The 24733-nt window shown below is 57.6% G+C and carries 11 protein-coding genes; 1 reads left to right on the forward strand and 10 read right to left on the reverse strand.

Annotated features, from left to right (window positions below):
* Positions 1–593: 593 nt before the first annotated feature.
* The 9 genes from H6G62_RS19635 to H6G62_RS19675 form a co-directional block, all read right to left on the reverse strand.
* On the reverse strand, positions 594–2906 hold the full coding sequence (locus tag H6G62_RS19635; protein ID WP_199325130.1) for a caspase family protein: 2313 nt from the start codon (positions 2904–2906) through the stop codon (positions 594–596).
* A gap of 132 nt (positions 2907–3038) precedes the next feature.
* Positions 3039–4028, reverse strand: a complete 990-nt coding sequence (locus H6G62_RS19640; RefSeq protein WP_190498290.1) for a trypsin-like serine protease — start codon at positions 4026–4028, stop codon at positions 3039–3041.
* Between the two features lie 125 nt (positions 4029–4153).
* The gene (locus tag H6G62_RS19645; protein ID WP_190498292.1) at positions 4154–7372 is read right to left on the reverse strand and encodes a CHAT domain-containing tetratricopeptide repeat protein; all 3219 of its coding nucleotides are present in this window, start codon (positions 7370–7372) and stop codon (positions 4154–4156) included.
* 85 nt (positions 7373–7457) lie between these two features.
* Entirely contained in the window at positions 7458–8276 is an 819-nt protein-coding gene (locus tag H6G62_RS19650) for a Uma2 family endonuclease (protein WP_242052178.1), read from the reverse strand.
* Between the two features lie 25 nt (positions 8277–8301).
* Positions 8302–12183, reverse strand: a complete 3882-nt coding sequence (locus H6G62_RS19655) for a tetratricopeptide repeat protein (RefSeq protein WP_190498294.1) — start codon at positions 12181–12183, stop codon at positions 8302–8304.
* A 157-nt stretch (positions 12184–12340) separates the two neighbouring features.
* A complete protein-coding gene (locus H6G62_RS19660) occupies positions 12341–12799 on the reverse strand; it encodes a PPC domain-containing protein (RefSeq protein WP_190498296.1) in 459 nt (152 codons plus the stop codon).
* A gap of 145 nt (positions 12800–12944) precedes the next feature.
* Positions 12945–13718, reverse strand: a complete 774-nt coding sequence (locus H6G62_RS19665; protein ID WP_190498298.1) for a hypothetical protein — start codon at positions 13716–13718, stop codon at positions 12945–12947.
* Complete coding sequence (locus H6G62_RS19670; RefSeq protein WP_190498301.1) at positions 13705–16104, reverse strand: CHASE2 domain-containing protein; 2400 nt, start codon at positions 16102–16104, stop codon at positions 13705–13707. Before H6G62_RS19670 ends, H6G62_RS19665 begins: the two co-directional genes overlap by 14 nt.
* A gap of 83 nt (positions 16105–16187) precedes the next feature.
* Positions 16188–20258: a tetratricopeptide repeat protein gene (locus H6G62_RS19675; protein WP_190498304.1), complete on the reverse strand. Its 4071-nt coding sequence runs from the start codon at positions 20256–20258 to the stop codon at positions 16188–16190.
* Between the two features lie 207 nt (positions 20259–20465).
* Between H6G62_RS19675 and H6G62_RS19680 the strand changes: the two genes are divergently transcribed.
* A complete protein-coding gene (locus H6G62_RS19680) occupies positions 20466–22499 on the forward strand; it encodes a S8 family serine peptidase (RefSeq protein ID WP_190498306.1) in 2034 nt (677 codons plus the stop codon).
* A gap of 434 nt (positions 22500–22933) precedes the next feature.
* Here the strand turns inward: H6G62_RS19680 and H6G62_RS19685 are convergent, their stop codons facing one another.
* Entirely contained in the window at positions 22934–24058 is a 1125-nt protein-coding gene (locus H6G62_RS19685; protein ID WP_190498308.1) for a CHAT domain-containing protein, read from the reverse strand.
* Positions 24059–24733: the final 675 nt, after the last annotated feature.

Consider the following 24733-nt stretch of genomic DNA (forward strand, 5'->3'; position numbering starts at 1 on the left):
GGCGTCGCTGAAGCTCTCCGTTGTCTCTGGCGTGGGTAACGAAATAAGATTGTCACTATTCATGGTGTATTCCTTGTCTGGTGCTTTGCCTTATCCAGCAGGATACGCCCTTCCTTCTTTTCCCTCCATACACCAGAAATGAGCATAGCTCAACACCCAACGGCACGTACAGACTTTTGATTCGCACCCGACGATTGCCCAGAAACCGTTGCCACCGTCGTTCGATGCTTTGCGCTTGGCGGGCACGACTCGGCACATAGGACTCCCATTCCGGCAGGCTCAGCTTACTGCTGCACACCAAAGCCGTCACCATCCACGCCAGAGCCTTGAGGTGTCGCAGATCCCGACGATGGCTATATTGACGCAGCAAGGACAGCACTTGATCCTAGAGACAGGTGGTGGATGACATGGCAAAGACTCTGAGATGTGCAAATTCCAGCGTCTCATGTCACCTCACCTTTTCCCCCTCGCATCAGGAGGTTTCAAGCCTTTCACCCACTTCTGTCAGGCAGTCAGCATGGATTGGTCTTTACCCCTATGGCTTGCCAATGGCAAGGGGGCCTCTCTGTTACAACTTGGGCAGGGGCAGAGTCCTACTCCACAATTTCGAGGATGGTGGAAAAGGCGGCAATCGCGCCTGATTCAACCGCTGTGTTGCGGCTGTCTACGTTTTCTACCATCACCGTAGCGCGGCTGCGGGAGAGGGTATCTACATCCCCCAGCAGGTCATCTAGCATATTGAGGTGGTCGCCTGCACCGTCGCCAAAACGTACAGCGCCACGGGTAGGATCGCCTCGACCGTCGCCAGCGGCGATAGCTTGCATATTGCGGAGCAACCCCCGCAACGGTGCCTGGCTCACAATGGTGAGGATTTCCAAAAAGCCCGAACCGCTGACCCGAAACTGAACCCCATCCTCGGCCCGGGGCACCACCAGCGACTCACCGGGGGCAATTTGGGAGGCGAGGTCGGGGGCATCCCAGCGGGCGGGGTGGAGGGTGATAAAGTTGCCGCTGCTGTCGATGATGAGACAGGCCACATAGACGGGGGTGCTTTCCTCATTGGTGATGCGAACATCAATCAGTTCTTGAGAGCGGTAGGTGGCAGGAGCAATTTGTGTACGGACACCCCCCTGGCCCCTGGATCCTCGGCTGGCGAAGGGTACCGTGCCGCCCCGGCCACTGCGAGGCATAATCTCACCGCTGACGCGCAGATCCGACGATAGCCCTGCTAGGGATTGCAGCACCTGGGCCGCCAGTAAGCCCCGCAGGCGTGGCCGCAGGCGTAGCACCGCTGCCGCTGCGGTTTCGTTCACGGCTCCTCCAGCGGTGCCCAGGACTACGGTGGATAAATCTGCTGAGTAGAGGGCGATGGAACCTACGGCAGGGAGATGTTCAGCGGGGATTCCGGCCTGACGCAGACGGGCTTGGGTGTCGGCATCGGTGCGGGCTAGCACGTAGGCCACATTGCTTTGTTGATCCAGGGGCAGAACCGTGACGCGGCTGTCGCCGTTGCTGGTGCTGAGGGCGCTGGTGAGGGCGGTGGTAGCCCCTTGCTGTTCGTCAGCCAAAGAGGGATCAATCCCGACTCGCAGGGTCGGCAGCGCCAACGCGGCCACCTTTTCCCGCACCAGCAGCCCTGGACGGGCATTGACGGATCCCACCGGACGGGCAATGGCTCGCAGCCCCGTGCGTGACTCTAGCTCAACGTCGCCAACCTCCTGGGATGTGGTGGGGTCGATCAGGGCGTAGATACTGCCCGGTTGGGCGGTTTCGAGGGTGTGTTCCGACATCCCCCCCAGCCACAGTTCAATTTGGTTATCGATGACGCTGAGCACCGCACCTTCCGCAAAGGGGGCCAGGTCATTGGCAAAGTACAACGGTTGGGCCAGGACATCACTGCCGGGAGCGGCCTCGAAAATGGGCACCTGGGTACCTCGACTCTGGGCGGCGAGGCGGGTGCTGCGGACGAGGTTGATCTGCGTGGTGCGGGCGGGTTCCACAACGGGAGATTGCCATAGGTAGCTGGTCAGCAGATAGGTGAAGGCTCCGGCAACCAAATCATTGTCAAAGGGGAGTTCGTAGGCTTCTTGGTCGCAACTGGCGGATCCGATGGCTATCCCCTTGGCGATGCCCTCGGATCGGCGACGGTTAAAGGTATCGAGTTCCAGCCCCAAATCCTGCTTCCACCGGGCCTGCATCTCCAGTTCGGCTTCACTAGGTCGAAGTACCCTCGTTCCATCGCTTTGGCGGGAACTGGTGGCGGATCTCACCTGGGCATTGCCGCGAGTGCCCGCCCCCGAAAAACAACTGTCTAGCACCATGCACACATGGTCGGTCTGGATGCGCTGGGTCAGCAAAAATAAGCTGCGGCCCATAATGTCCGTCACCACTCGCTCGGTGTCGCTGATGGAGGTGAAGGTAGCATCTCCAGGGACAAGGGTGCCGTTGATGCCGTTGGGATTGCTGTTGGGGCCGCACTGGCTCACCACAATCGGGTCGGGATCCTGCACTCGCGATCCATGGCCGGAGTAGTGAAAGACCACTACATCGCCAGGGCGAGCCTGGGCAATCAAATGTTCCTCAAAGGCTTGCAGAATGTTGGCCCGCGTGGGCGGCAGACCAGAGCCATCCGTGACCATCACAATGTCCCTGGGGTTGAAGCCGTAGCGATGCACCAATAGCTCGTACTGCATCTCAACATCCCGGACGCAGCCGTTTAGGTCGCTGATGTTGAAGGCGCTGTATTGGTTAATGCCCACCAGCAGGGCCAGCTTGCGAGGCGTGGTTTGGGCTAGGGCGCGGTTGTACTGCTGGGCCTGACGCAAAAAGCCCGTCTGGCTGAGGCCAATGGCGGCTAGGCTCGATCCGGCGGCCTGTAAGAAGTGACGACGTTTGATAGGGGGCATAGTAAATCTCCGAGGAAGGGAATAAAGGCTGGGTGTGGGGTTGGTTATTGGTTATTGGATGCTGGGGATTTGGATGGCACCGTGAGGACAGATGGGTGTATGGAGGACGATGGTCGGATCGGGCTGAGGCGGCTACCGCTGGGCCTGACGGATAAAGTCGATGATGGGCTGAATTTTGACTCCGTAGTTGACGATTCCTTGGCTGGCGATGACTTCGCCCGTGGTGGGGTTGGTGGCGCGTTCGGTGCGTTCGGCGGAATTGATGCCCACAATCCGGTACTCGCCGTTGATGATGGTTATCATCGGGCCACCGGAGGAGCCGGGATGGGTATCGCAGTCGTGGATTAGACTACCTTCCACTTCGCCCAGCACATTGCAGCCCAGGTGAACGCCAGCGGTGCGCCCCGGTGCCTCGGCAGGAAAATCTCCAGAGTAGCCAGCGGTGATGATTTGGTTGCGGTGATTACGCACCAGTTCGCCCACGGAGAGGGATGTCCAGGCCAGGGTGCCATAGGTGTCGCCCAGGGGTCGATCTAGGATGACGAAGGCCCAATCCTGGGGATGGGGAGCGCGGTTGTCGTTGTAAAAATCGGTGCCATAGATCAGATCTACGGCCTGGGCAATGTGGCTGGGGTCGGCTACGCGGCCATCGATCATGTTGGGATGAAAGGTGATATCCGGCTTAATTTCGCTGGTTTCGGGGTTAATCACACAGTGGGCATTGGTGAGGACGATATCCGGGGCCACCAGAGTGCCGCTACAGATGGTGATGGTGGTGCTATCTATCGGGCTTTGCAGTCGCCCAATCGCCGACCAGGGATAGCTACGGCTGGTCATCGGCGTGCGATCATCGCTGAGGCCGATAATGCCCCGACCACCCCCGTCTGAATCCTGCGCGGTCGGATTCTGCGATTGACTCAAATCCGCTGGGATATGGGGTTCGAGATCAGGAACTAAGCCAAAGGCGCGAACTTTCTCAGCGGCGGTGCGTTGGGCCTGGGTAAACGCCTCCATCACCATGGAACCCGCCTGGGCCGCAAGGGGAGTGATTATACCAAAGCCAAGCAAGGTGACGCTAGCGGCCATTACTCCTGCCGTTTTGGAAAAAGACAACCGTTTCATAGGAATCACAGCTTGGGTAGGACGACAGTGTGATCTATGTCTGACGCTAGGGAACTTATACAGCCCAGTCAAATTATTTCATGGCAACCCTCAAAAAAGGCTTCAGGTTTTGTCAGAAACGTCGCTTAATTCGGGGAACCAATCAACGTAAAGGCCGACCACAGGCGCGGGTCGGGGTGCTGCTCCATAGTGGTTAGCATGGCCTGTCGCAAGGCCTGGGCCTTGTCGCCGCTCTGCTGCCAGTTGTCGTAAAAGGCCACCATTAGGTCGGCGGTAGCCTGGTCATCCACCGCCCAGAGGGACACGATGATGCTGGGCACCCCCGCCGCCACAAAGGCACGGGACAGACCAATCACCCCATCCCCCGTAATGCGGCCCCGCCCGGTGTCGCAGGCGCTGAGAACGGCTAGGTCGGCCCGCAAGTCCATCTGCAAAATTTCTGCTGCCGTTAGCAGGCCGTCCTCCCCACTGCCGGGGGCGAGGGCAATGGCACCGGGCAAACCCCGCGTCCCGGTTTGTTGCGGGTCGCCATACTCCAGCAAACCGTGGGTAGCCAGGTGAATCACATCGGCCCCAGCCATGCGTTGCTGGACGGCTGTTTTGGTGGCCTCACTGCCCAACAGGGCCGGAGTTTGCAGAAAGCCCGAAATCGCCACGGCCTCTCGCTGGGCACCGGGCAGAGGGCTAAGCTGCACATCCTGGAAGCTGCCGCCCTCGCTGAGGAAGGTGACGGTGGGCATGGTGGGGTTGCCCACAATCAGAGGGTTGTGGGTAGCCGATGAACCGCCGTTTGGCCTGCTGTTTGCTTCGGTAGCTAGGCCGAAGACCTGGATAGAGGGGGACGTGAGAATGGTGTGGTTTTCAATCAGGTATTGACCATCGGGCGCTTTGAGGGCGGCGAAGGGCACCAGAAACAGCTCGTCCTGGGGCATAAAGACCACGGGCTGGGTCGTGTCGGCGGGCAATAGGTCGGTGATGGGGGCAATGAGCACATCGTAGAGCTGGCGGAGGTTGGCTTCGGTTTCGGCCTGCTGGCGGGCCAGGGCGTCGGGGGTGAGTTCCACGATGGCGGTGGCGAAGCGGTCGCCGCGCACGCCAAGGGACTGGCGGGCGGTGGTAACGAGGCTGGCTAGGTCAACGTCATCTAGGGGTTGGCGGCGAAAGGTGAGGTCGCCCGTGGGCGAAACCACCCAAATGTGCAGCACGTCATCATCCTCTTCATCGGTGAAACGTATCACCGAATAGGTGATCAGGGTCGTTTGTTGTTCCTGGGCTAGGGCTTTGATGTCGCCTAGCTGGGGTGGTGCGGCGTCTAGTACGACTTCCTCGGACGAAAGCCGCTGGGAGAGTAGTTCTGCAAAAGCCCGCCCACGGCCCCGTTCGGCTACTTCCAGGGCAGGGCCAACTTTATTCTGGGCAACCAGTGCCCGCTGGAGTGAGAGAAACGAGACCCGCTGGATTTCAAAAAGGGAAATTTTGTTGGCATCTGGTAAGTCTGAGTCTCTTAGAGCATCCCAGACATCGAGGGCTTCGGCTAGGGCCGTTTCGGCCAGGGCGAATTGCTCTGTCTTTAAGTATGCAAAGCCCAAGTTATTCAGGGCACTTCCTTCACTGCTGCGATCACCAATCTCACGAGCGATCGCCAGATGTTGCTCATAGAAGTCAATGGCTTGGCGATAGTCCCCCAGGCTGCCGTAAACCACGCCCAAATTCGCCAGGGCGGCCCCTTCGCCACGGCGATCGCCAAGCTCACGGGCGATCACCAGATGTTGCTCCTGGAAGTCAATGGCTTGGCGATAGTCCCCCAGGTTGCGGTAAGCATTGCCCAAACTCCCCAGGGCGGCCCCTTCGCCACGGCGATCGCCAATTTCACGGGCGATCGCCAGACTTTGCTCATAGAAGTCAATGGCTTGGCGATAGTCCCCCAGGTTGCGGTAAGCATTGCCCAAATTCCCCAGCGCCTTCCCTTCACCGCCGCGATCGCCAATCTCGCGGGCGATCACCAGACTTTGCTCCTGGAAGTCAATGGCTTGGCGATAGTCCCCCAAGCTGTCGTAAACCACGCCCAAATTCCCCAGGGCACCTCCTTCACCCCTGCGATCGCCAATCTCACGGGCGATCGCCAGACGTTGCTCCTGGAAGTCAATGGCTTGGCGATAGTCCCCCAGGCTGTCGTAAGCATTGCCCAAATTCCCCAGGGCATTTCCTTCGCCGCCGCGATCGCCAATCTCGCGGGCAATCACCAGATGCTGCTCATAGAAGTCAATGGCTCGGCGATAGTCCCCCAGGCTGTTGTAAGTAGCGCCCAAATTCCCCAGGGCACTTCCTTCACCCCTGCGATCACCAATTTCCCGGAAGATGGTCAGGGCTTGCTCATGGAAGTCAATGGCTTGGCGATAGTTCCCCAGGCTGTCGTAAGCATTGCCCAAATTCGCCAGGGCACCTCCTTCGCCACCGCGATCACCAATCTCACGGAAGATAGTCAGGGCTTGATCCTGGAAGTCAATGGCTTGGCGGTAGTCCCCCAGGCTGTCGTAAGCAAGGCCCAAATTCCCCAGGGCACCTCCTTCGCCACCGCGATCGCCAAGCTCACGGGCGATCACCAGACGTTGCTCATGGAAGTCAATGGCTTGGCGATAGTCCCCCAGGCTGAGGTAAGCATTGCCCAAACTCCCCAGGGCAGTTCCTTCACCGCCACGGTCGCCAAGCTCACGGAAGGTGGTCAGGGCCTGCTCATGGAAGTCAATGGCTTGGCGATAGTCCCCCAGGCTGAGGTAAGCATTGCCCAAATTCCCCAGGGCAGCCCCTTCACCACCACGATTGTCAATCTCACGGGCGATCGCCAGACTTTGCTCATGGAAGTCAATGGCTTGGCGATAGTCCCCCAGGCTGTTGTAAGTAGCGCCCAAATTCCCCAGGGCACTTCCTTCGCCGCTGCGATCACCAATTTCCCGGAAGATGGTCAGGGCTTGCTCCTGGAAGTCAATGGCTTGGTGATAGTCTCCCAGGCTGTCGTAAGCATTGCCCAAATTCCCCAGGGCTGCACCTTCACCGCCGCGATCCTGAATGTCTCGATAGATTGCCAGCGCCTGTTCCCATGATTGAAGTGCCTCCCGAAACTGGCTGACGTTGTATTGTTCAACGCCCTGATCTAGCAGGCGATCTGCCTCAGCTTTGCGGGCCTCGGTGCTTTGGGCCAAGGCAGCGGGCATCAAAACCCTGGTTTCTTTAAAGAAACCAGGGTTCCCGGCAAAGGGCACCAGTACAGTCGTTAGCGCTACCAAACCCAACCACTTTGCAGCCTGTCGCATGGGGGCAATGCTCCATCTAGAGGGTGACATCATGATATATTTCCTGCCCCAGACGACTTATTCAGGTTTAGGCAATCTTTCGCTGGCTACGCTCAATCCATCATCCAAACGAGACCGCCTAGGAAATCTCATCAGGGTCAATCCCCAACTCCCGGAGCTTGGCGGCTAGCTTTTCACTCCGTTGGTGCTCGGCGACTGCGGATTCCTCTGGGCTGGGCACCAGGGCACCTTCTGGGGTAAAAAAGCGCAGTTGGTTATCGTGGATGCCCACGTACAGCCCCAGTTGCTCACTCCAGCGCCAGCCCTGCTCATTGGCCTCCAGGGGGCGATAGGTGCCATCCACCAGATGAAATCCTTCAAACTCTAGGCTGTGGGGGTCGAACCAAAAGTAATCTGGCGTGCGGAAGGTGTCTTGGTAGAGTTGCTTCTTCAGCCCTCGGTCGGTCTGGGCGGTGGAGTCGGACAATAGCTCAATAATCACATGGGGATACTTGCCATCTTCCTCCCACACCACCCAACTCTTGCGGGGACGACGCTCGGTACCCAGCACCACAAAAAAGTCCGGCCCTCGAAAGTCCTCGGACTTTCGCTGTTTGGGGCTGTAGTAGATGGTGGTGTTGCCAGAAACGTAGAAGTCCTGACGGTCATGCCAGAGGGATCGCAGCAGGCGAATCAGGAGGTCAATCTGGTCGCGGTGGAGATCGGTTTCCAAGGGGGGTTCATCGCTATAGAGGTCGCCGGGGGGGAACACCACCGCCTGCCCATCCGGGGATGCAGCCGTTTGGGACGGATCGTCAGGGGCGATCACCGAGGTGCTGGGTTCTTTGGCCAGGGTCATAGCAACGTTGGGGTGGCGGGTGCTTTTAGTATAGCGGCGGGGGTTAGGCTGACTCGTGAGGCAAGTGCCCTGTCTCCATTCCCCAGGGCCTTTAGGCAAAGTACGGCTGTCATAATTCACCGGGCTATAGCCCATTGCCAATGAGAATAAACGGTGCCCAGTAGTAGGGGTGGTTGAGGCGATCAGCTACGGTTAGAGGTAGCCCAGTTTGGGTGCTAATCACCTCAACGGTGGCCCCGCGTTCGAGGCCAGAGGCGGTTAGGTCTCCGGTAATTAGGGCAATTTGGGCTTGGCGCAGGGCTTCGGCTTTGCCCATCCGCTGGTTGAGGTTGGCGTAGAACGCATCCATCAACATTTGGGTGCCACCATCACTAACGGCCCACAGGGAGGCAATGGCGGCGGGGGCTCCGGCGGCCTGCATCAGATAGCCAAAACCCGAAATTTCTTCCCCGGTGCCGAGTTCGTCCTCCACCCCGGTTTCGCATGCGCTCAGCACCACCAATTCCACTCGGTTGAATCGTCCTCTCCAGTCGTCGCTGTTCAGTTCTGCTAGCGATAGGCGATCGCCATTGCCGAACAAAATAAATGAATCCGCTGGGGAACCGGGCACAAAGGCGGCATGGGTGGCCAGGTGTACAACAGTGTGACTGTCCATCAGCGGTTCTACCAGGGCACGGCTGAAGCGATCATTCAGGAATTTTGTGGTGCCGGGGAAGGCGGCGGCCAGATTTTCTACCTCCACCCCGGCAAAGGGAAGACCCCCAAAGGCAAAGGATCGCTGACCAATCTCAAACTCAAAGGATCCTTCGCTGAAGGCGGCGGCCAAGATCGAGGGCGTGGTGCTGGGTCGGAGGGTGAGGTCTTGCAGGCTGGCGGCGGTGATGTGGTTGATGCGGTACTGTTCGACCAGCCATTGGTCGCCATCGTACAGGGCGGCGAGGGGCACGTAGCGCAGGGTGCCATCGGGGGCATAGAGGATGGTTTCGGCTCCGATGGTCTGGAGGTCGCTTTCCATGGGGGCAATCAGCCATTGGTAAAGCTGCTGGGCGATGGGGCGCGGATCGCTGGTGGGGTCATTAAGGGCTTGGCGAAAGGCAACGATGGTGGCATTTAGGTCGGCGGAACTGACCGCAACGGGGTAGCGGGCGGGGGCACTGAAGGGGGTGACAAGCACTAGTTCTAGGCGATCAGCCAAAATGAGCGGGTAAATGAGCACAGCATTTTGGTCTAGCGCCCGCAGGTTGTTTTGCAGGTTTACGAATTCATCGGCCCGTGCTAAGAGATCCTCCTCTCGCTGGCTGGCATCCAGAGCCTGAACAAGGGCTTGAATTTCTGGGTCAGTTTGAAGAAAGTCTAAAAATCCGGTGTTCATGGCCCGCTGATCGGCATCGAGTTGGGCCAAGCGCTGAATTTGGTTTTCGGAAAGCTGGCTGGGGGGAATGGCGCGCAGTTGGGCCAATTCGTAGCCTACAGAAATGACGCGGTTGTTAATGCCTTGTTCTGGATCACGCAGGTCAATGCCGCTTTCGGTTTGGGCGGTGCTGCGAACGCCATCGAGATACTCGTCTAGCTCTTGCACCCGCAATAGATCCAGCACTCGCTGGGCCTCTAACACGCGGTTTTGCTGCAAGAGCAGGTCAGCTAATGTCCGGTAAGATCCCGCCACTGTTTCGGTGAAGGCTAGTTGATCGGATTGAGGCAATCGCCGCAAGTCGGCCCGAATGGTCTCGTGCACATTGACGGCTTGCTTGTAGAAAACAATGGCGAGTTCGGGCTGGCCTTGTCGAACCAACAGACTTCCAATATTGTTCAGGCACGAGCCTTCGCCTCTGAGATAACCAATGTCTTGGGTAATGGTTAATGCCTGCTGATAGCTCTGAAATGCTTGCTGATATTGACCGAGATCAGCGTAAGTAACACCCAAACCGACTAGCGTGATACTTTCCCCTTGTCGATCACCAATGTCGCGGGCAATGGCTAGAGATTGCTCATAGAAGTCGATGGCACGGTCATTTTGACTGAGATTAGAGTAAGCAAGACCCAAACTGCTTAGTGCGCTACTTTCTACTTTGCGATCACCGATGTCGCGGGCAATAGCCAAAGCTTGTCCATAGAAATCAATGGCGCGGTCATTTTGGCCGAGGTTAGCATAGGCAATGCCTAATCCGCCCAGTGCGATACATTCCCCTTGTCGATCACCAATGTATCGGGCAATGGCTAGGGCTTGCTCATAGAAATCAATAGCGCGGTCATACTGACTGAGATTAATGTACGCAAGACCCAAATTGTTTAGCGCGGCACTTTCTCCTTCGCGATCACCAATCTCTCGGGCAATGACCAGAGCTTGCCTATAGAAGTGAATAGCGCGGTCATATTGGCTGAGATTATTATGCGTAAGGCCCAAATTGACCAGTATGCTTCCTTCTCCTCGACGATCATCTATATCACGGACAATGGCCAGGGCTTGCTCATAAAAGTCAATGGCGCGGTCATATTGACCGAGATTATCGTAAGCAATGCCCAAACTGTTCAGTGCACTACTTTCCCCTTCGCGATTCTTAATCTCGCGGGCAATGGCCAGAGATTGCTCATGGAAGTCAATAGCGCTTTCATGTTGACTGAGGTCAGCGTAGGCAGCACCCAGACTGCCCAGTGTACTACTTTCCTTTCCATAATCATTTATCTCTCGGGCAATGGCTAGGGCTTGCTCATAGAAATCAATAGCGCGGTCATACTGACTGAGATTAACGTACGCAAGACCCAAATTGTTTAGCGCGGCACTTTCTCCTTCGCGATCACCAATCTCTCGGGCAATGACCAGAGCTTGCCTATAGAAGTGAATAGCGCGGTCATATTGGCTGAGAGCAGCGTACGCACCGCCCAAATTGCCTAAGGCGCTGCCTTCCCCTTGGCGCTGCTTAATCTCTCGAGCAATGGCCAGGGCTTGCTCATGAAAATCAATGGCGCGGTCATATTGGCTAAGGCTAGAGTAAGCGTTACCCAAATTGCCTAGAGCATTTCCTTCCATTCTGCGATCATTAATCTCTTGGGCAATGGCCAGAGACTGCTCATGAAAGTCAATAGCGCGGTCATACTGACTGAGAGCAGCGTAGGCAGCACCCAAACTGCTGAGCACCCGGCCTTCCATTCTGCGATCATTAATCTCTTGGGCAATGGCCAGAGACTGCTCATGAAAGTCAATAGCGCGGTCATACTGACTGAGAGCAGCGTACGCAATGCCCAAATTGTTTAGCGCGGCACTTTCTCCTTCGCGATCACCAATCTCTCGGGCAATGGCCAGGGCTGGCTCGTAGAAGTCAATAGCGCGGTCATACTGACTGAGACCATCGTGCGCAATACCTAGACTTAGCAGCGCCCTACCTTCCCTCCCACGATCATTTATCTCACGGGCAATGACCAAGGCTGGCTCGTGGAAGTCAATGGCACGGTCATATTGACTGAGAGCAGCGTACGCATAGCCCAAGTTGCTTAGAGTTCTTCCTTCCCCCCCGCGATCATGAATCTCTCGGAATATAACTAGAGCTTGATCATGAAGGTCGATGGCGCGTTCATGTTGACTGAGACCAGCATACGAAATGCCCAAATTGTCCAGCGCAATTCCTTCCCTTCGGCGATCCCGAATCTCGCGATATATAGCGAGAGCTTGCTCATAGAGGTCGATGGCGCGTTCATATTGACTGAGGTTAGCATAGGCAGCGCCCAAATTGCCTAGTGCCCTGCCTTCTCCCAGGCGTTCACGAATCTCGCGGTAAATCGGCAACGCCTGCTCCCAGGATTGCATTGCCTCCAGAAATTGGCTAGCGTCGAACTGATCAAGCCCCTGCTGCAACAGCCTATCTGCCTCGGCTTTGCGGTCTTCAGCACTTTGGGCCATCGCAACAGGCATTAGAGACCCGGTTTCTTTAAAGAAACCGGGTCTCTCGGCAAAGGGCACCAGTACAGCCGTTAGCACCATTAAACTCAACCACTTCAACCCATCGCGCATGGGGGCAATGCTCCTTATCTGGGGGGTAACATCCCTATATTTATCTCACCACCATCCACCTATTCAGCCCTCTGGAAAACAGTTGACGGATAGGGCAACCGTCACCCAATTGCCCCATCCATCTTTGCTGGCAGGCCTAGAGATAGAGGCTTCGCGACTACTCCTGGGGCATCACCGCCAAACGATAGTCCCCCTGTCCCTCAAGCTCGAAAGAGGAGACCAGCAGCGTGTATTGCTCGGTGATGGGGAGGGTAATGTCGATGCGGGCATTGGCATTGGTAGCGCTGATATCATCGCTGGAAGCAATGGCCTCGCCCGTAGCATCAATCAGAATCAAAATGGGGTCAAAATCGCGGCTTTCTAGGGCAATGCTCACCGATTGTCCGGCGGTGCCATTAAAAACGTGGGTCGCCGCAAAACGGTTGCCTTGGTCAAACTCCACCACATGCTTGTGGGGGCCGAGGCGATCTTGCACCTGCAACAGCGGCGCAGAGGCCACCGCCCGACTTAGGGTCAGCGTCGGCGCACTTTGGGAGGTATAGCGCACCGACAACGGCGTAGCGGTCGAAATCACCAGGGTAGCCAGAAAGAGTCCGATAGTGCTGAGACGTTGCATGGGGGTCAGTCCTTACGAAGGGGCTTGCTTGCTGTCGTAGGAACGTACTTCTGACCCCTCGCCACTTATTCATTCCAGAGACGTTTCATCCCAGGGACTACCCATCCCAGAGATCATTCATCCCAGAGATCATTCATCCCAGGGACTACTCATCCCTAAAAAGGTCTTGGCTGCAAATGGCCTCTACTAGGGCTTGCCGGGTCTCTGCCAAGGCATCGGAAGGCTCCTCTACCGAAAACACCAGGCCCAGGGCATCGGCGTTGAGGTTGCGTTCAAAAAAGAACTCGGCTTTGGCTAGGGCAATGGTTTCTGCATCCAGATCGTCATGGGCTAGATCCGCTTCGAGGTGCGCCAAATCGGTGGCAATTTGGTCTCGCTCTTCTCCCTCCGGCATAATCTGGAACGGGAAGCGACGGCTGGAGACCACACTGCCATCGATGGCAAACCCCTCGATTTGCTGGGCATAGGTGGTGCCGGGTTCTAGGGGGTCGCCATCGTAGGGCTGGATGGACACCAAGGTTGTATCCGGGGAAAGGGAGGCTGTCCAGAAGGGTTCTACGGAATCGGCCCCTTCATGATCCGTCCCTTGGTTATCAATCAACCTTGCGTCGTCAGTGCCGTCGTTATCCACCACATAAAGGGCCGCACGTTTGAGGTCGCCCTGGAGGACGAGCAGCGGTTCCACCGTCCAAACCACCTCGCCATTGCCGGGGGCAATGAGGCAAACACCACTGCCCCGCGAGCCACCGTCTCGGCCTCGGTTGGTATCTTGCAGCGGGCCACCCCTGGCCAGGGTACGCAGGCGACCCCAGCCTAGCCACTGGCTGCGAATTTCAGCGGCAGCGGGGGTAAAAGGGGCCAAGGTAGCCACCACCGCCACACCACCAATAGCCGCTGTCATCCATCTAGCTTTGTTCATAGGAAGCCTCCTTGAGCTTGGGTAAACTGTACAGCCCCAAAGTGAGCGAGGGCAGCAACCAGGGCAGCAGCACCGCCGCCGAAAGATACACCTGCAACGCCAGCACCCCATAGCCCACGGTGGCCACCGCCAAACAGGCCGCCAAGGTCGTCCGACGGGGGGAGCGTTGGCGGAGGTACAGGGTCAGCGCTTTGCCGATGGCCGCCGCCGCCAGCACTAGCCACAGGTCGGGGATGGGAATCACCAGACGATTGTGGATGAGGTGGTGGGTGATGTAGGCGTGGGTTTCGCCGCCCGTGAAGTCGAGCAGGCGTTGCCCCGTGCGGTTGCGCCAGTAGCCGATGGCGGGGGGCTGGGGAAAGTTGTCGTCGCCCTCGCGGCCAATCCCTGCGGCATCGTAGTACCCCGGCACGATCATCACCAGGGTATTGTCGAGGCGGGAGAGGGGCAATAGGGCCGTTGCGGGGTCTTCTAAGAGCTGCCAAGCGGGCACGGTGCGGTAGACCTGGGCGGGGGGAATGGAAAAGTCGATCAGCGGTTGCAGCCAGTGTTGGCCCCAGCGGGCGGAGAGATAGGTGAGGGGATGCACCTCGGCCCAGGGAGATAGGCCCAGGGCGGTGTCGCGCTCGTAAGCCTGGACTTGGGTTTCGAGGGCGGGGCCGCTGAGGCTGGGACGGGGAATATTGGGTTCGCCCTGCATGGCCCGTTGGTGCAGCCTCCAGGCGGTGGCCAACTGGTAGCTAAAGGGGGTTTTGGCGTCGGGATGGGCTTCGCGGGGCAGCACATGACGAAAGGGCAGAAAGGCATTGCCCTGCAAAATGCGGTCGAGGTCGATCACGGTGGGGTAGGGGGTTGTCCAGGAAAAGTCGCGGTTGCGGCTGCTGATCAACACGGGCCAGGTTTGGTTTTGGTCAATGGCTTGGTTAAGGGCTTGGTTAAGGGCCGCGTCGTGGGCGGGCTGGGGCAGATCGAGGATGTAGTCTAGCCCGATCACAGCGGCCTGACGTTCGCTCAACTCAGTAATCAGGTCGGCCAGGAGGGCGCGGTTGATGGGTCTGGGGTTGTTGATGCCGAGGCGGGTAAAGGTGTCGGGGTCAATCTGCACCAGCAAAATCGGCGAGGGGGAGTCGGTGGCTACTTGCTCGGTGCGATCTCGGTACATCGCCTGGGCCAAGACCCGCTGATCGAGCAGCCAATCTTGCACCGAGGGCACCAGACTCAGTAGGCACAGCGCACCGACAGTCACAGCCTCGTAGGCGGTGGGTCGCCAGCGACGGGCTAGGGAACGCCAGCCCACAGGCTGAATCCGGTAGGGCACCGAGTCGGGGTGGCGAAACAACGACGGCACCAGATAGGCGGAGGGATAGGTGAGTTCCTGCTTTACCTTGAGATAATCGCTGGCCTGACGCAGGGCCACCTGCACGTCGTCGAACTGGGTGAGGTGCTGTAACAACTGCACCAAAAAGGTTTGGGCCACCTGGTTATGGATCGGCTCCCGCATAATCGCCACCTGGCTCAGCCCCAGGCTAATCAGCGCCTGGGCAATATCTAGCCCGCTGCACGAGTTAAACAGGGCAAACTGAAGCCCGTGGCGCTGGGCCTCCTGCAAGGCGGGGGCTAGTTCTTTGATGGAAAGGGCGGTGTTGGGCGCAATCGCCACCTGGCCATCCAGCAGGGCCGATTCGTTGCTGTGTCCGGCAAAAAACAACACATCCCAGCCGCGAGGATCGGCAATGGTGCGGCCAATGCGTTGCTTGAGGTCGTGGGTATCTTCCCCCGGCTGCCAGCCCAGGTAGTGAATCTCTAGCAGCCGATTTCGGGCATTCAGGGCGTGGCGTTCTCCCGTAAAGTTCAGCCCGGTTTCGTCGCCCAGAATGGCCAACACCCTAGCCTTGCCCCGCCGAAAGGACTGCCGATTCACCGTCGTCGCCCGAATGTTCGGCGGCGAACGCACGATTTGCACCTGCTGACCCAGTTCCCAGGTTTCCCAGGGTAATCGGGCAATGTCGATGGGGTCGCAGGCAATGAAGAGTTCCAGGGGGGTGCCGTCGCGCTCCGCCGTTTGGGACGCCGCCGCCAGTTCCGCCCGCAAATCGTAGAGCTTGCCATCCTTCAGCCAGGTGTGAAACTCCGACAGCATCCGCGCCTCGGCCTGCTTAAGCTGGCTGTGCCAGTCTACCTCCACCATCGCCACCTGGCCCGCCACCCCCCCTCGGCCCCGCAGACCGTGCTTGTAGTAGCCCAGGTAGGCCCGCTGCCAAGCGCCATACAACCCCAACAGCGCCGGAGGAAACGGCACCGTCACGGTTAACCGCTGCCCTTGGCCCCAGGTGAGGTCAAACAGGCAGCTTTGGTCGATTTTGTGAATCGTGAGACGGTAGGACATGGGGATGAACTGGGAGATGAGGGGATAGGGAGATGGGGAGAGATGCTTAATTGCTCCGTCTGAGAGGAGTGGATCGGGTTCAGTTAGCGATCCGTCATCGGACTCCACTGGCCGGAGAACATAAACGAGGCCCAGTAGTAGGGGTGCTGATAGGTGGGATTGGCCATAAATTCAAGCTGCACCTGGCGTAGGGACTCGCTGCGGCCTTCGCCGTTTTGCAATCGCTGATAGTAGCGCTGCATCAGTTCGGCAGTGCCCAGGTCGTCTACTTTCCATAGGCTCATGAGCTGGCTCTCGGCCCCGGCCATCACAAAGGCCCGCCGCAAGCCATAGACCCCTTCGCCATTGGCCACCTGACCCACCCCGGTTTCGCAGGCGCTGAGGACTACTAGGCGGGTGCCGCGCAGGTTTAGCCCGGTGGCCTCCAGGGCGGTGAGAACACCATCTTCCCCGGCACTGGTACGGATGTTGAACCCCGCTAGGGCCAGCCCAGAGCGCAGCAGGGGGTTTTCGTTGCTGACGGGGCGGGTGGGAGGCGCAACCAAGCCCGTGGGTTCTAGAAATCCGGTGGCCCGGTCGCCACGGGTGGACGGGGGCGGCACAAATTCCACATCTTCGAGGAAAAATCCGTGGGTGGCGATGTGCAGAATGCTGGGGGCCTGTACCTGCTTGAGGGCGTTTTCGGTGGCGGTGGCTTCGGTGAGAATGATGGCGTTGTTGGGCAGCAGAGGGGTGATGGCATCGACTTCTTGCTGGGTGCCGGGTAGGGGGTTAAAGCGCAGGTTGGTGATGTCGGTGGAGCGCTGGTCTGTGGCCCTCACCCCCGGCCCCTCTCCCAGAGGGCGAGGGGAGTTGGAGGAAGCGGCGGCGATGAGTTGAGTCCCGCTGGGGTTGGCGGTGTCGTAGTTGGGGTTGGCGAAGAGGACGGGGGGCTGTTGGCTGGGGGCTGTATTTTGCAGGCGCAGCAGGTCGCGTCCGGTGGTGAGGTGGGTGAGGGTGTAGGTTTCGACTAGGTAGCGGTTTTGTTCATCGACCAGGGCGGCGAAGGGGATGAGGTTGAGTTGGCTGTCGGGGGAGAGTAGCAGGTGGGTGGCATCGCCGAGGAGGGGGCGGATGGGGGTCATGACTAGCTCATCCAGGGCGCGGGCGGTGGCGCGGGCCTGGCTACCGGAGTTTGGGTTGCGGGTAGCGGCGAGGAAGGCGCGGGCAGCGGTGTCGATGGTTTCGGCTTCACCGAGATCGACCCATTTGGGGTCGCCGGAGTTGTGCAGAATGTAGGCGGCGTAGCGTGGTTGGCCCCACGAACCAGATCCAGACGGATCAAAGGGGCGATACTGCACCAGTTCCACCAGGGCGGCATCGGCGGGTATGAGTGCTTGCACGGCCTCGATTTCCACGGGTTCGGTTTCGACCCGGAAGGCGGCACTGCGGCGGGATAGCTCGTTTTCTAGGCGGTTCACCTCTTGGCGGAGGTCGTCGATGCGGGTGCGATAGACCTCTGGGTCTTGGTTGCCTAGGCCCGCATAGAGTTGGGCGGCGAGTTGGGTTTGGGCAGCGGTGTAGTCATCCAGCAGGGGGGCCAGATCAGGACTGAGGTTTTGGCGCAGGAGTTGTTGGGTATCGGTAACGGCATCGAGGACGCGGCCCTTGCGGCGCAGCACGGTGGTGAGGGCAAGGCGGGCGGCGGTGGGGTTGGTTGCGGCATCCTGTAGGTGCAGAGAGAGGACGTAGTTGGTGGTACCGGAGAGGGTAGAGATGTAGTCCCGCTTGCGATCATCGGAACCAATGGCTAGGTTAAGGCTGAGGTTGGTTTCTTCAACTGATAACCCCTGCTGCAACCATGTTAGAGCCGTACTCATTTCTCCTTGTGCCCAGTACAGCCATGCCAAGTTATTGAGGCTTATGGCAACGTCTGGGTGGCGGTCGCCCAATTGTTCGCGCAAGATGTTCAGCGCCTCTTGGAATAAGGGTTCAGCGTCTCCATAACGCCCTTGATCTCTGTAGGACGAGGCCAAATTGTTGAGGTTGGTGGCAACATTTGGGTGGCGATCACCTAATTGTTGGCGCAAGATATTCAGAGCCTCTTGGGAGTGTGAGACTGCCTCTCCATAGCGCATTTGAGTCTGGTACACCGAGGCTAGATTGTGGAGGCTGGCAGCAACATTTGGATGATGGCCGCCTAACTGTTCGCGAACGATGCTCAGTGCCTCCTGTAAGAGGACTTCGGCCTCCACATAGCGCCCTTGAATTTGGTACAGTTCAGCCAAATTATTGAGACTGATGGCGATATCGGGGTGGCGATCACCTAATTGCTCACGACGAATAGACAGTGCCTCTTGATAGAGGGGTTCAGCCTCCCCATAGCGGCCTAGAGATCGATACAGCAATGCCAAGTTGTTGAGGCTGGTGGCGACAGCGGGATGGCTGTCGCCCAACTGCTTGCGAAAAATGCTCAGTGCCTCTTGGAGTAAGGGCTCAGCGTCTCCATAACGCCCTTGATCTCTGTACGACGAGGCCAGATTGTTTAGACTAGTGGCAATATTGGGGTGATGATCGCCTAGCTGTTCACGAAAAATACTCAGCACCTCTTGAAAGAGGGTTTCAGCTTCTCTATAACGGCCTTGATCACGGTACAACGAGGCTAGGTTATTGAGACTGGTGGCGACATCGGGGTGGCGCTCACCCATTCGCTCACGACGAATAGACAGTGCCTCTTGATAGAGAGGTTCGGCCTCCACATAGAAGCCTTGTTCCGTATACAGCAAGGCCAAGTTACTGAGGCTTTGAGCAACATCGGGATGGCGACTTCCCAATCGCTCGCGACCAATAGACAGCGATTCTTGGAAGAGGGGCGCTGCCTCTCCGTAGCGCCCTTTTAGGAAGTACAACGCAGCTAGACTGTTGAGGCTTTGAGCAACACTAGGGTGGCGATCGCCTAATTGCTCACGACGAATAGACAACGCCTCTTGGTAGAGAGGTTCGGCCTCCACATAACGGCCTTGTTCGCTATATAGTAAGGCCAAGTTGCTAAGGCTTTGAGCAACATCGGGATGGCGATTTCCCAATCGCTCACGACGAATAGACAACGCCTCTTGATGGAGAGGTTCGGCCTCCCCGTAGCGTCCTTGTTCTCGGTAAAGCTCTGCTAGGTTGTTAACGCTGGTAGCGACAGTGGGGTGACGATCATCCAACTGCTCACGAAAGATACTCAGCGCCTCCTGAAAGAAGAGTTCGGCTTCTTCATAGCGCCCTTCGTCCTGATACAGCCTAGCTAGGTTGCTGAGGCTTGACGCGACATCGGGATGGCGGTCACCTAATTGCTCGCGACGAATAGACAGTGCCTCTTGATGGAGAGGTTTGGCCTCCCCGTAGCGCCCTTGATCCCGGTACAAAGAAGCCAAGTTGTTGAGACTGGTGGCGACAGTGGGGTGACGGTCACCTAATTGCTCATGAAAGATTGTCAGGGATTCCTGAAATAAGGGTTCGGCCTCTCCATAGCGACCTTGAAGGTGGTACGAAGAAGCCAAGTTACTGAGGCTAGTAGCAACATCGGGGTGATGGTCACCTAATTGCTCACGACGAATTTTTAGAGACTCTTGAAAGGCAGGTTCAGCCTCTCCATAGCGACCTGTATTCACGAGTTCAAGTCCTTGGGTATTGAGGCGGTTTGCTTCAGAAAGTCGCTCCATTTGTTCCCAATCAGCCATACCTGACTGTACAGTCAATTGGTAAAGCCCCTTTTCCCCTGGGTTGAGCGAGAACGCACCAATCCAATAGGTGCCCGTGTCAGGCAAGCTCAGCAGAAGACGAGCATTAGTGCCGTCTCCACTATCGTTATCTGTGGCAATGACTTCCCCATTAGGAGCACGCACCCCTAATAATGCATCAAACTCATTGCTGCTCAGATCGATGACAACTATTTGCCCCGCCACCCCTTCAAACGTGTGGACATTAAAAGAGCGTCCCGCCTCAACAGTGCTGTTCTCATCCAGCGCACCTGTTATGGTCAACGGCTCAAACCCTGGAACTGATTGGGCTACCCTAGTCGCATCCGCCGAGGCTAGAGGCTGCGACCAAGCGCTAGGGCTTTGGCCCACCAGCAGCGCCGCTAGCAGCGCCAGACTCACCAGGCGGCTGGCCCGTCCCTTCTGCATAACCCAAACCAACCTGTGGATGTGTGGTGGTAACGACTTCATAGCGGCCTAGCCTTTATAGAGTGTGGCACCGGGATGCTTCATTCTCTCTATATTCCTGGCTACATCGAACTTATTCAGCCCTGCCCAGAAAGTCTTTATTTACCGTGCGGTCTACCATGGGGCAAAATTTACTCAACCCGCATCCCATCCCCCCGAAAATTTACCATGATGCCCCCTATTTCCCCCAGGCCCCTATTCAGGGTGCTATTGCTGGCGATTGGCTTTAGCCTCGGCCTGGCCTTAGCCGTCTTTCGCCCCATTCCAACATTGGCTCAGGCCGACCCCGCCGACCTTTTCTACCGCTTCAACGGCGAACCCGTTCCCCTGGTCGTGCAAAACACTGCGATCGCCGTTGCCTTTCAAGATCGGCCTCCCAGTCGCTCGGCCAGCCTCACCCCCCTCTATCAGCAGTTGCAAAATGACCTCAATGCTGCCCCTAGCCGGGGTGGCGATGTCGTCACCGTGCAACCCGTGGGCACTCGGTACGCGATCGCCACGCTGCCTGCCGGTAGCCGCTCTGGCCTGGGGGCACTGCGTCCTCGCCTCCAGTTACCCTACGTTGAGACCACCCTGGCAGTCGTCAACCGGGCCGACCAGGACGAGCAGATCTTGCTACCCAACGAAATTATTGTCAGTTTTGCAGCCAATACCACCGAGGCCGAGCAGCAACAGATTTTAGCCGCCCAGGGCTTAGCACTGATTCGCCCGCTGCGGTTTACCGAAAACCGAATACTGGCCCGCGTAAGTAACCTCGACCACGAAACTGCCGTCCTTACCGCCGCTGAACAACTCAACCAAACTGCCGGGGTGCGATCGGCCACGCCCAACTTTATCCCAGTGCGATCGCCCGGAGAGCCCATGGGCAGCGAGTTATCGGCCTCAGTCGCTGGTTCTCGTTCTCGCTCTGCCGCCGACAATTTAGCGGCCCTGGCCTGGCATCTGGATAGCACATCCATCGCCCCTGGCCGTAGCAACACAGGCGTCAAGGCTCCTGCGGCCTGGGCATTGGGCAGTCGTGGTAACGGTATTACCGTAGCGGTGCTGGATACCTTCACCCAGTGGGATCATCCCGAATTAGTGAACAATACCTATGAACTTTCACCTGGCACAGCGGGTTTACCCGGCGAATCACGTGGCTGGGACTTTGTAGAAAACGACCCAGATACTCGGATAGAGGCCACCGAACTCTCCCTACTGCGTCCACTTTTTCAGAGTGCGTTTACCCTCTCTGACACTGAATTGCTACGCCAGCATGATACAACGGCGAGAAGGATAAAGCGGGACAACCCTCGCCGTTCAGATAGGCAAATTGCAGAGCAGATCCGTGCAGAGATTCGCTCTGCAATTGCAGGTGGTGAGTTTCATGGCACTACGGTAGCCGGTGTCATTGGTGCAAGCACAGCCCAAGGAATGGGGTCTACAGGAGTTGCCCCTGCGGTCAAAATTTTGCCTGCGCGGACAGGCACTATCTCCAGTGGGCCGTTGGTTGATGCCAGCATAGAAGCAATCGGCTATGCCGCCGCCCGGGGCGCTGATGTCATTAACCTGAGCTGGAGAATGCCTCCAACGACAGAGGTTTCAGACGCCATCCAGGAAGTCCTGTCTGCCAACCCCAGACTGGTTGTTGTCGCCTCCTCTGGCAATAATGGAAGGAGAGAAATTGGCCTTAATTTTCCCTCCAGCTTGCCCAACGTAGTTTCGGTGGGAGCCACCACCCTCCAGGGCACCCGCGCCCCCTACAGCAGCTTTGGCCCTGGGCTAACGCTGGTGGCCCCCGGTGGCGATATGCAATCTGGGTTAGAAGGCGGCATTCTAACCACCAGTGGCACGGGTAACGACCAGTTTTGGCAGGGCATCGCCATCCCAGATCAACCCTGGTCACCGGCCCAAGACCCCAGGGGCCACTACGTGTGGACCCAGGGCACATCCTTTGCGTCGCCAGCGGTGGCAGGGGTGGTAGCGTTGATGCTGAGTGCTGATCCAGAGCGGCGCTTGAACCGCGATCGCATCATTGCCCTATTGGAAGCGGCCTCTAGCCACAGCCCTCTAAGCTTGGCCCCTGATGAGCAAGAGCTATACAGAGTCTTGCGCGATCAAAGCGCCACCCCCCCCGCTGAAAACGAGCTTCAGTATTTCTTTGGCAGCGGCCTAGTGGATGCGGAGGAGGCGGTACGCCTGGTGCGGGCCAGCGTGAGATAGATCTGGACTGATTACCTCAAGGGTTGCCTGCTAGAGAGATCGGGTTGTCAACCCGCAATCGCCCAGGCCATCCCATCCGAGGAAGGTCACGCCGCTGTGTCCCTGATTTCATCTCCCTTAGCTGTGTTTGAGCTGGGGACGCTTGAATTCTGGTGTAGTCTCAATTCCCCTGCCCCTATAGCCCAGGGCCAATGATGATAAACGGTGACCAGCAGTAGGGGTGTGTCGTGCGCGGTAGGTCGCTGGCCCCAGCGCAGGGGCCGGTGGCTTCAAGGGTGATAGTAGCTCTAATCGTGCCAGTAAGCGGCTGTGCAAATGTATAGTTGTTCTTCATAAAAATGAGACAAGCAAGACCCTGAAAGTCTTGCTCTATTAGGCTTTCAGGGTCTCAGTCTTAATTGGAATGACTATATGTGTAGCTGCGCCTAGCTTATTCACTCGGCAGCGCCAATCAGGGTAAATGCCGCCCAGTTGCGGGGGTTGGGGTGTTGCTCTAGGGTGGTGAGCATCGCCTGGCGCAGGGCCTGGGCTTTGTCTTGGCCTTGGTTAAGCTGGCGGTAAAACTCGGTCATCAGCTCGGCGGTGGGGGCATCGGGCACGGCCCAGAGGGAAACCACGACGCTGGGCACCCCGGCGGTGATCAGCGATCTCGATAGGCCCACCACGCCATCGCCCGTGATTCGTCCCCGGCCAGTGTCGCAGGCGCTGAGCACGGCTAACTCGGCCTGTAAATCCATCTCTAAAATTTCGGCAGAGGTGAGTAGGCCGTCTTCTCTGTCACTGGGAGCCAGGGCGATCGCCCCCGGAAAGTCGAGAGTACCGTAGGCACGGGGGTCGCCATAGTCGAGCAGACCGTGGGTGGCCAGGTGAATTAGCCGGGCCGAAGGCAGCAGTTGCTTCACCCGCGCTTCGGTAGCCTGCGAACCAACGAGTGGGGTGATGTTGAGAAAGCCGCCAATGGCCTCGGCTTCAGCCTTGGCACCGGGTAGGTCGGTAAGCTGGGTTTCGGCAAAGTCGCCGCTGGCGGTGGGCGACCAGACCGTGGGCATGGTGGGGTTGCCGACGATGAGGGCGTTGTTGGTAGAAAAGGGTGAACCACCGTTCGCCCCTGCGGTGGTTGATGCCGCTTCGTTCGCTAACCCATAGACCTGGATAGAGGGGGCGGTGAGAATGGTGTGTTTTTCGATCAAGTAGGTGCCATCGGCGTCTTGCAAAGCGGCGAAGGGCACTAGAAACAAATTACCCTGGGGCACAAAGACCACCTTGGCCTCAGGATCGGTGGGTAGCAGGTCGGTAATGGGGTTGATGAGAAGGGTATGTAGCTCTCGCAGTTGCTCTGGGCGGGTGTTGGTGCTCTCGACCAGGATGGTGGCGCGGGAGTCGGCGACGAGTTGGCCCAGTTCGGAGTCGTCTGGGGCACTGCGATAGACGGGGCCATCGATAGCAGAGATAGGGTTAAAGGCGAGACCTTCACCACCAGAACTCTCGAACTCTACGGAGCGAAAGGCGATTTCGCCGGAGGGTTGCACCACCCAGATGTAGAGAGCTGCATCTGCCAAAAGGGAGTATGTTACGAGAGTGGCATCAGTGTCTTTAGCAATCTGCTGAATTTCCTCAAATTTAGGTGCTACCGAAAAAGAGTTAGCCAATGTAGCTGTGTGCTCTTCGAGAGCAGAGAATCGACTAGCAATCTGTAACACAAAAGCACGAGCACGACCTCGTTCAGATGTGACAAGAGCTTCGGCTATTTTGCCTTGAGAAACTAGGGATAGCTCTAGATACAGGTAGGCGTCCCTTTGAGCATCTGCAAGAGATATAAGTTGACTATCAGACAAGTTGGCGCGAAGTTCTTCGTAAGTCTCAATAGATTGCTGCAAAACGGTCTCTGCCTGAGAAAACTGGCCTAAATCAATGTGCGCTATTCCCTGTGCTTTGAAAATATCTGCCATCTGCTGAAGATTGCCAGTCTCATGGGCCATAGACAAGGCTTGATTGTAAAATTCAAATGCTTTCGCATATTGTCCCAGACCTCGATAAGTATCACCTAAATTCCTTATTGTGACTCCCTTCCCAATATAATCACTATCAATTTCTAGGGCTCGTTGATAGACATCAATAGCTTGTTGACTGGACAGTCATAAGTTCTGGACAGGGGTACTAAGTTACTAAGCTTTGGGAGACCTGAGGGGGCAAGGGGTTAAGCTTAGCGGCGATGAATTTAGGCAAAAGTAGAG

Source organism: Phormidium sp. FACHB-1136 (assembly GCF_014697375.1).
Classification (GTDB): Bacteria; Cyanobacteriota; Cyanobacteriia; order Phormidesmidales; family Phormidesmidaceae; genus Nodosilinea.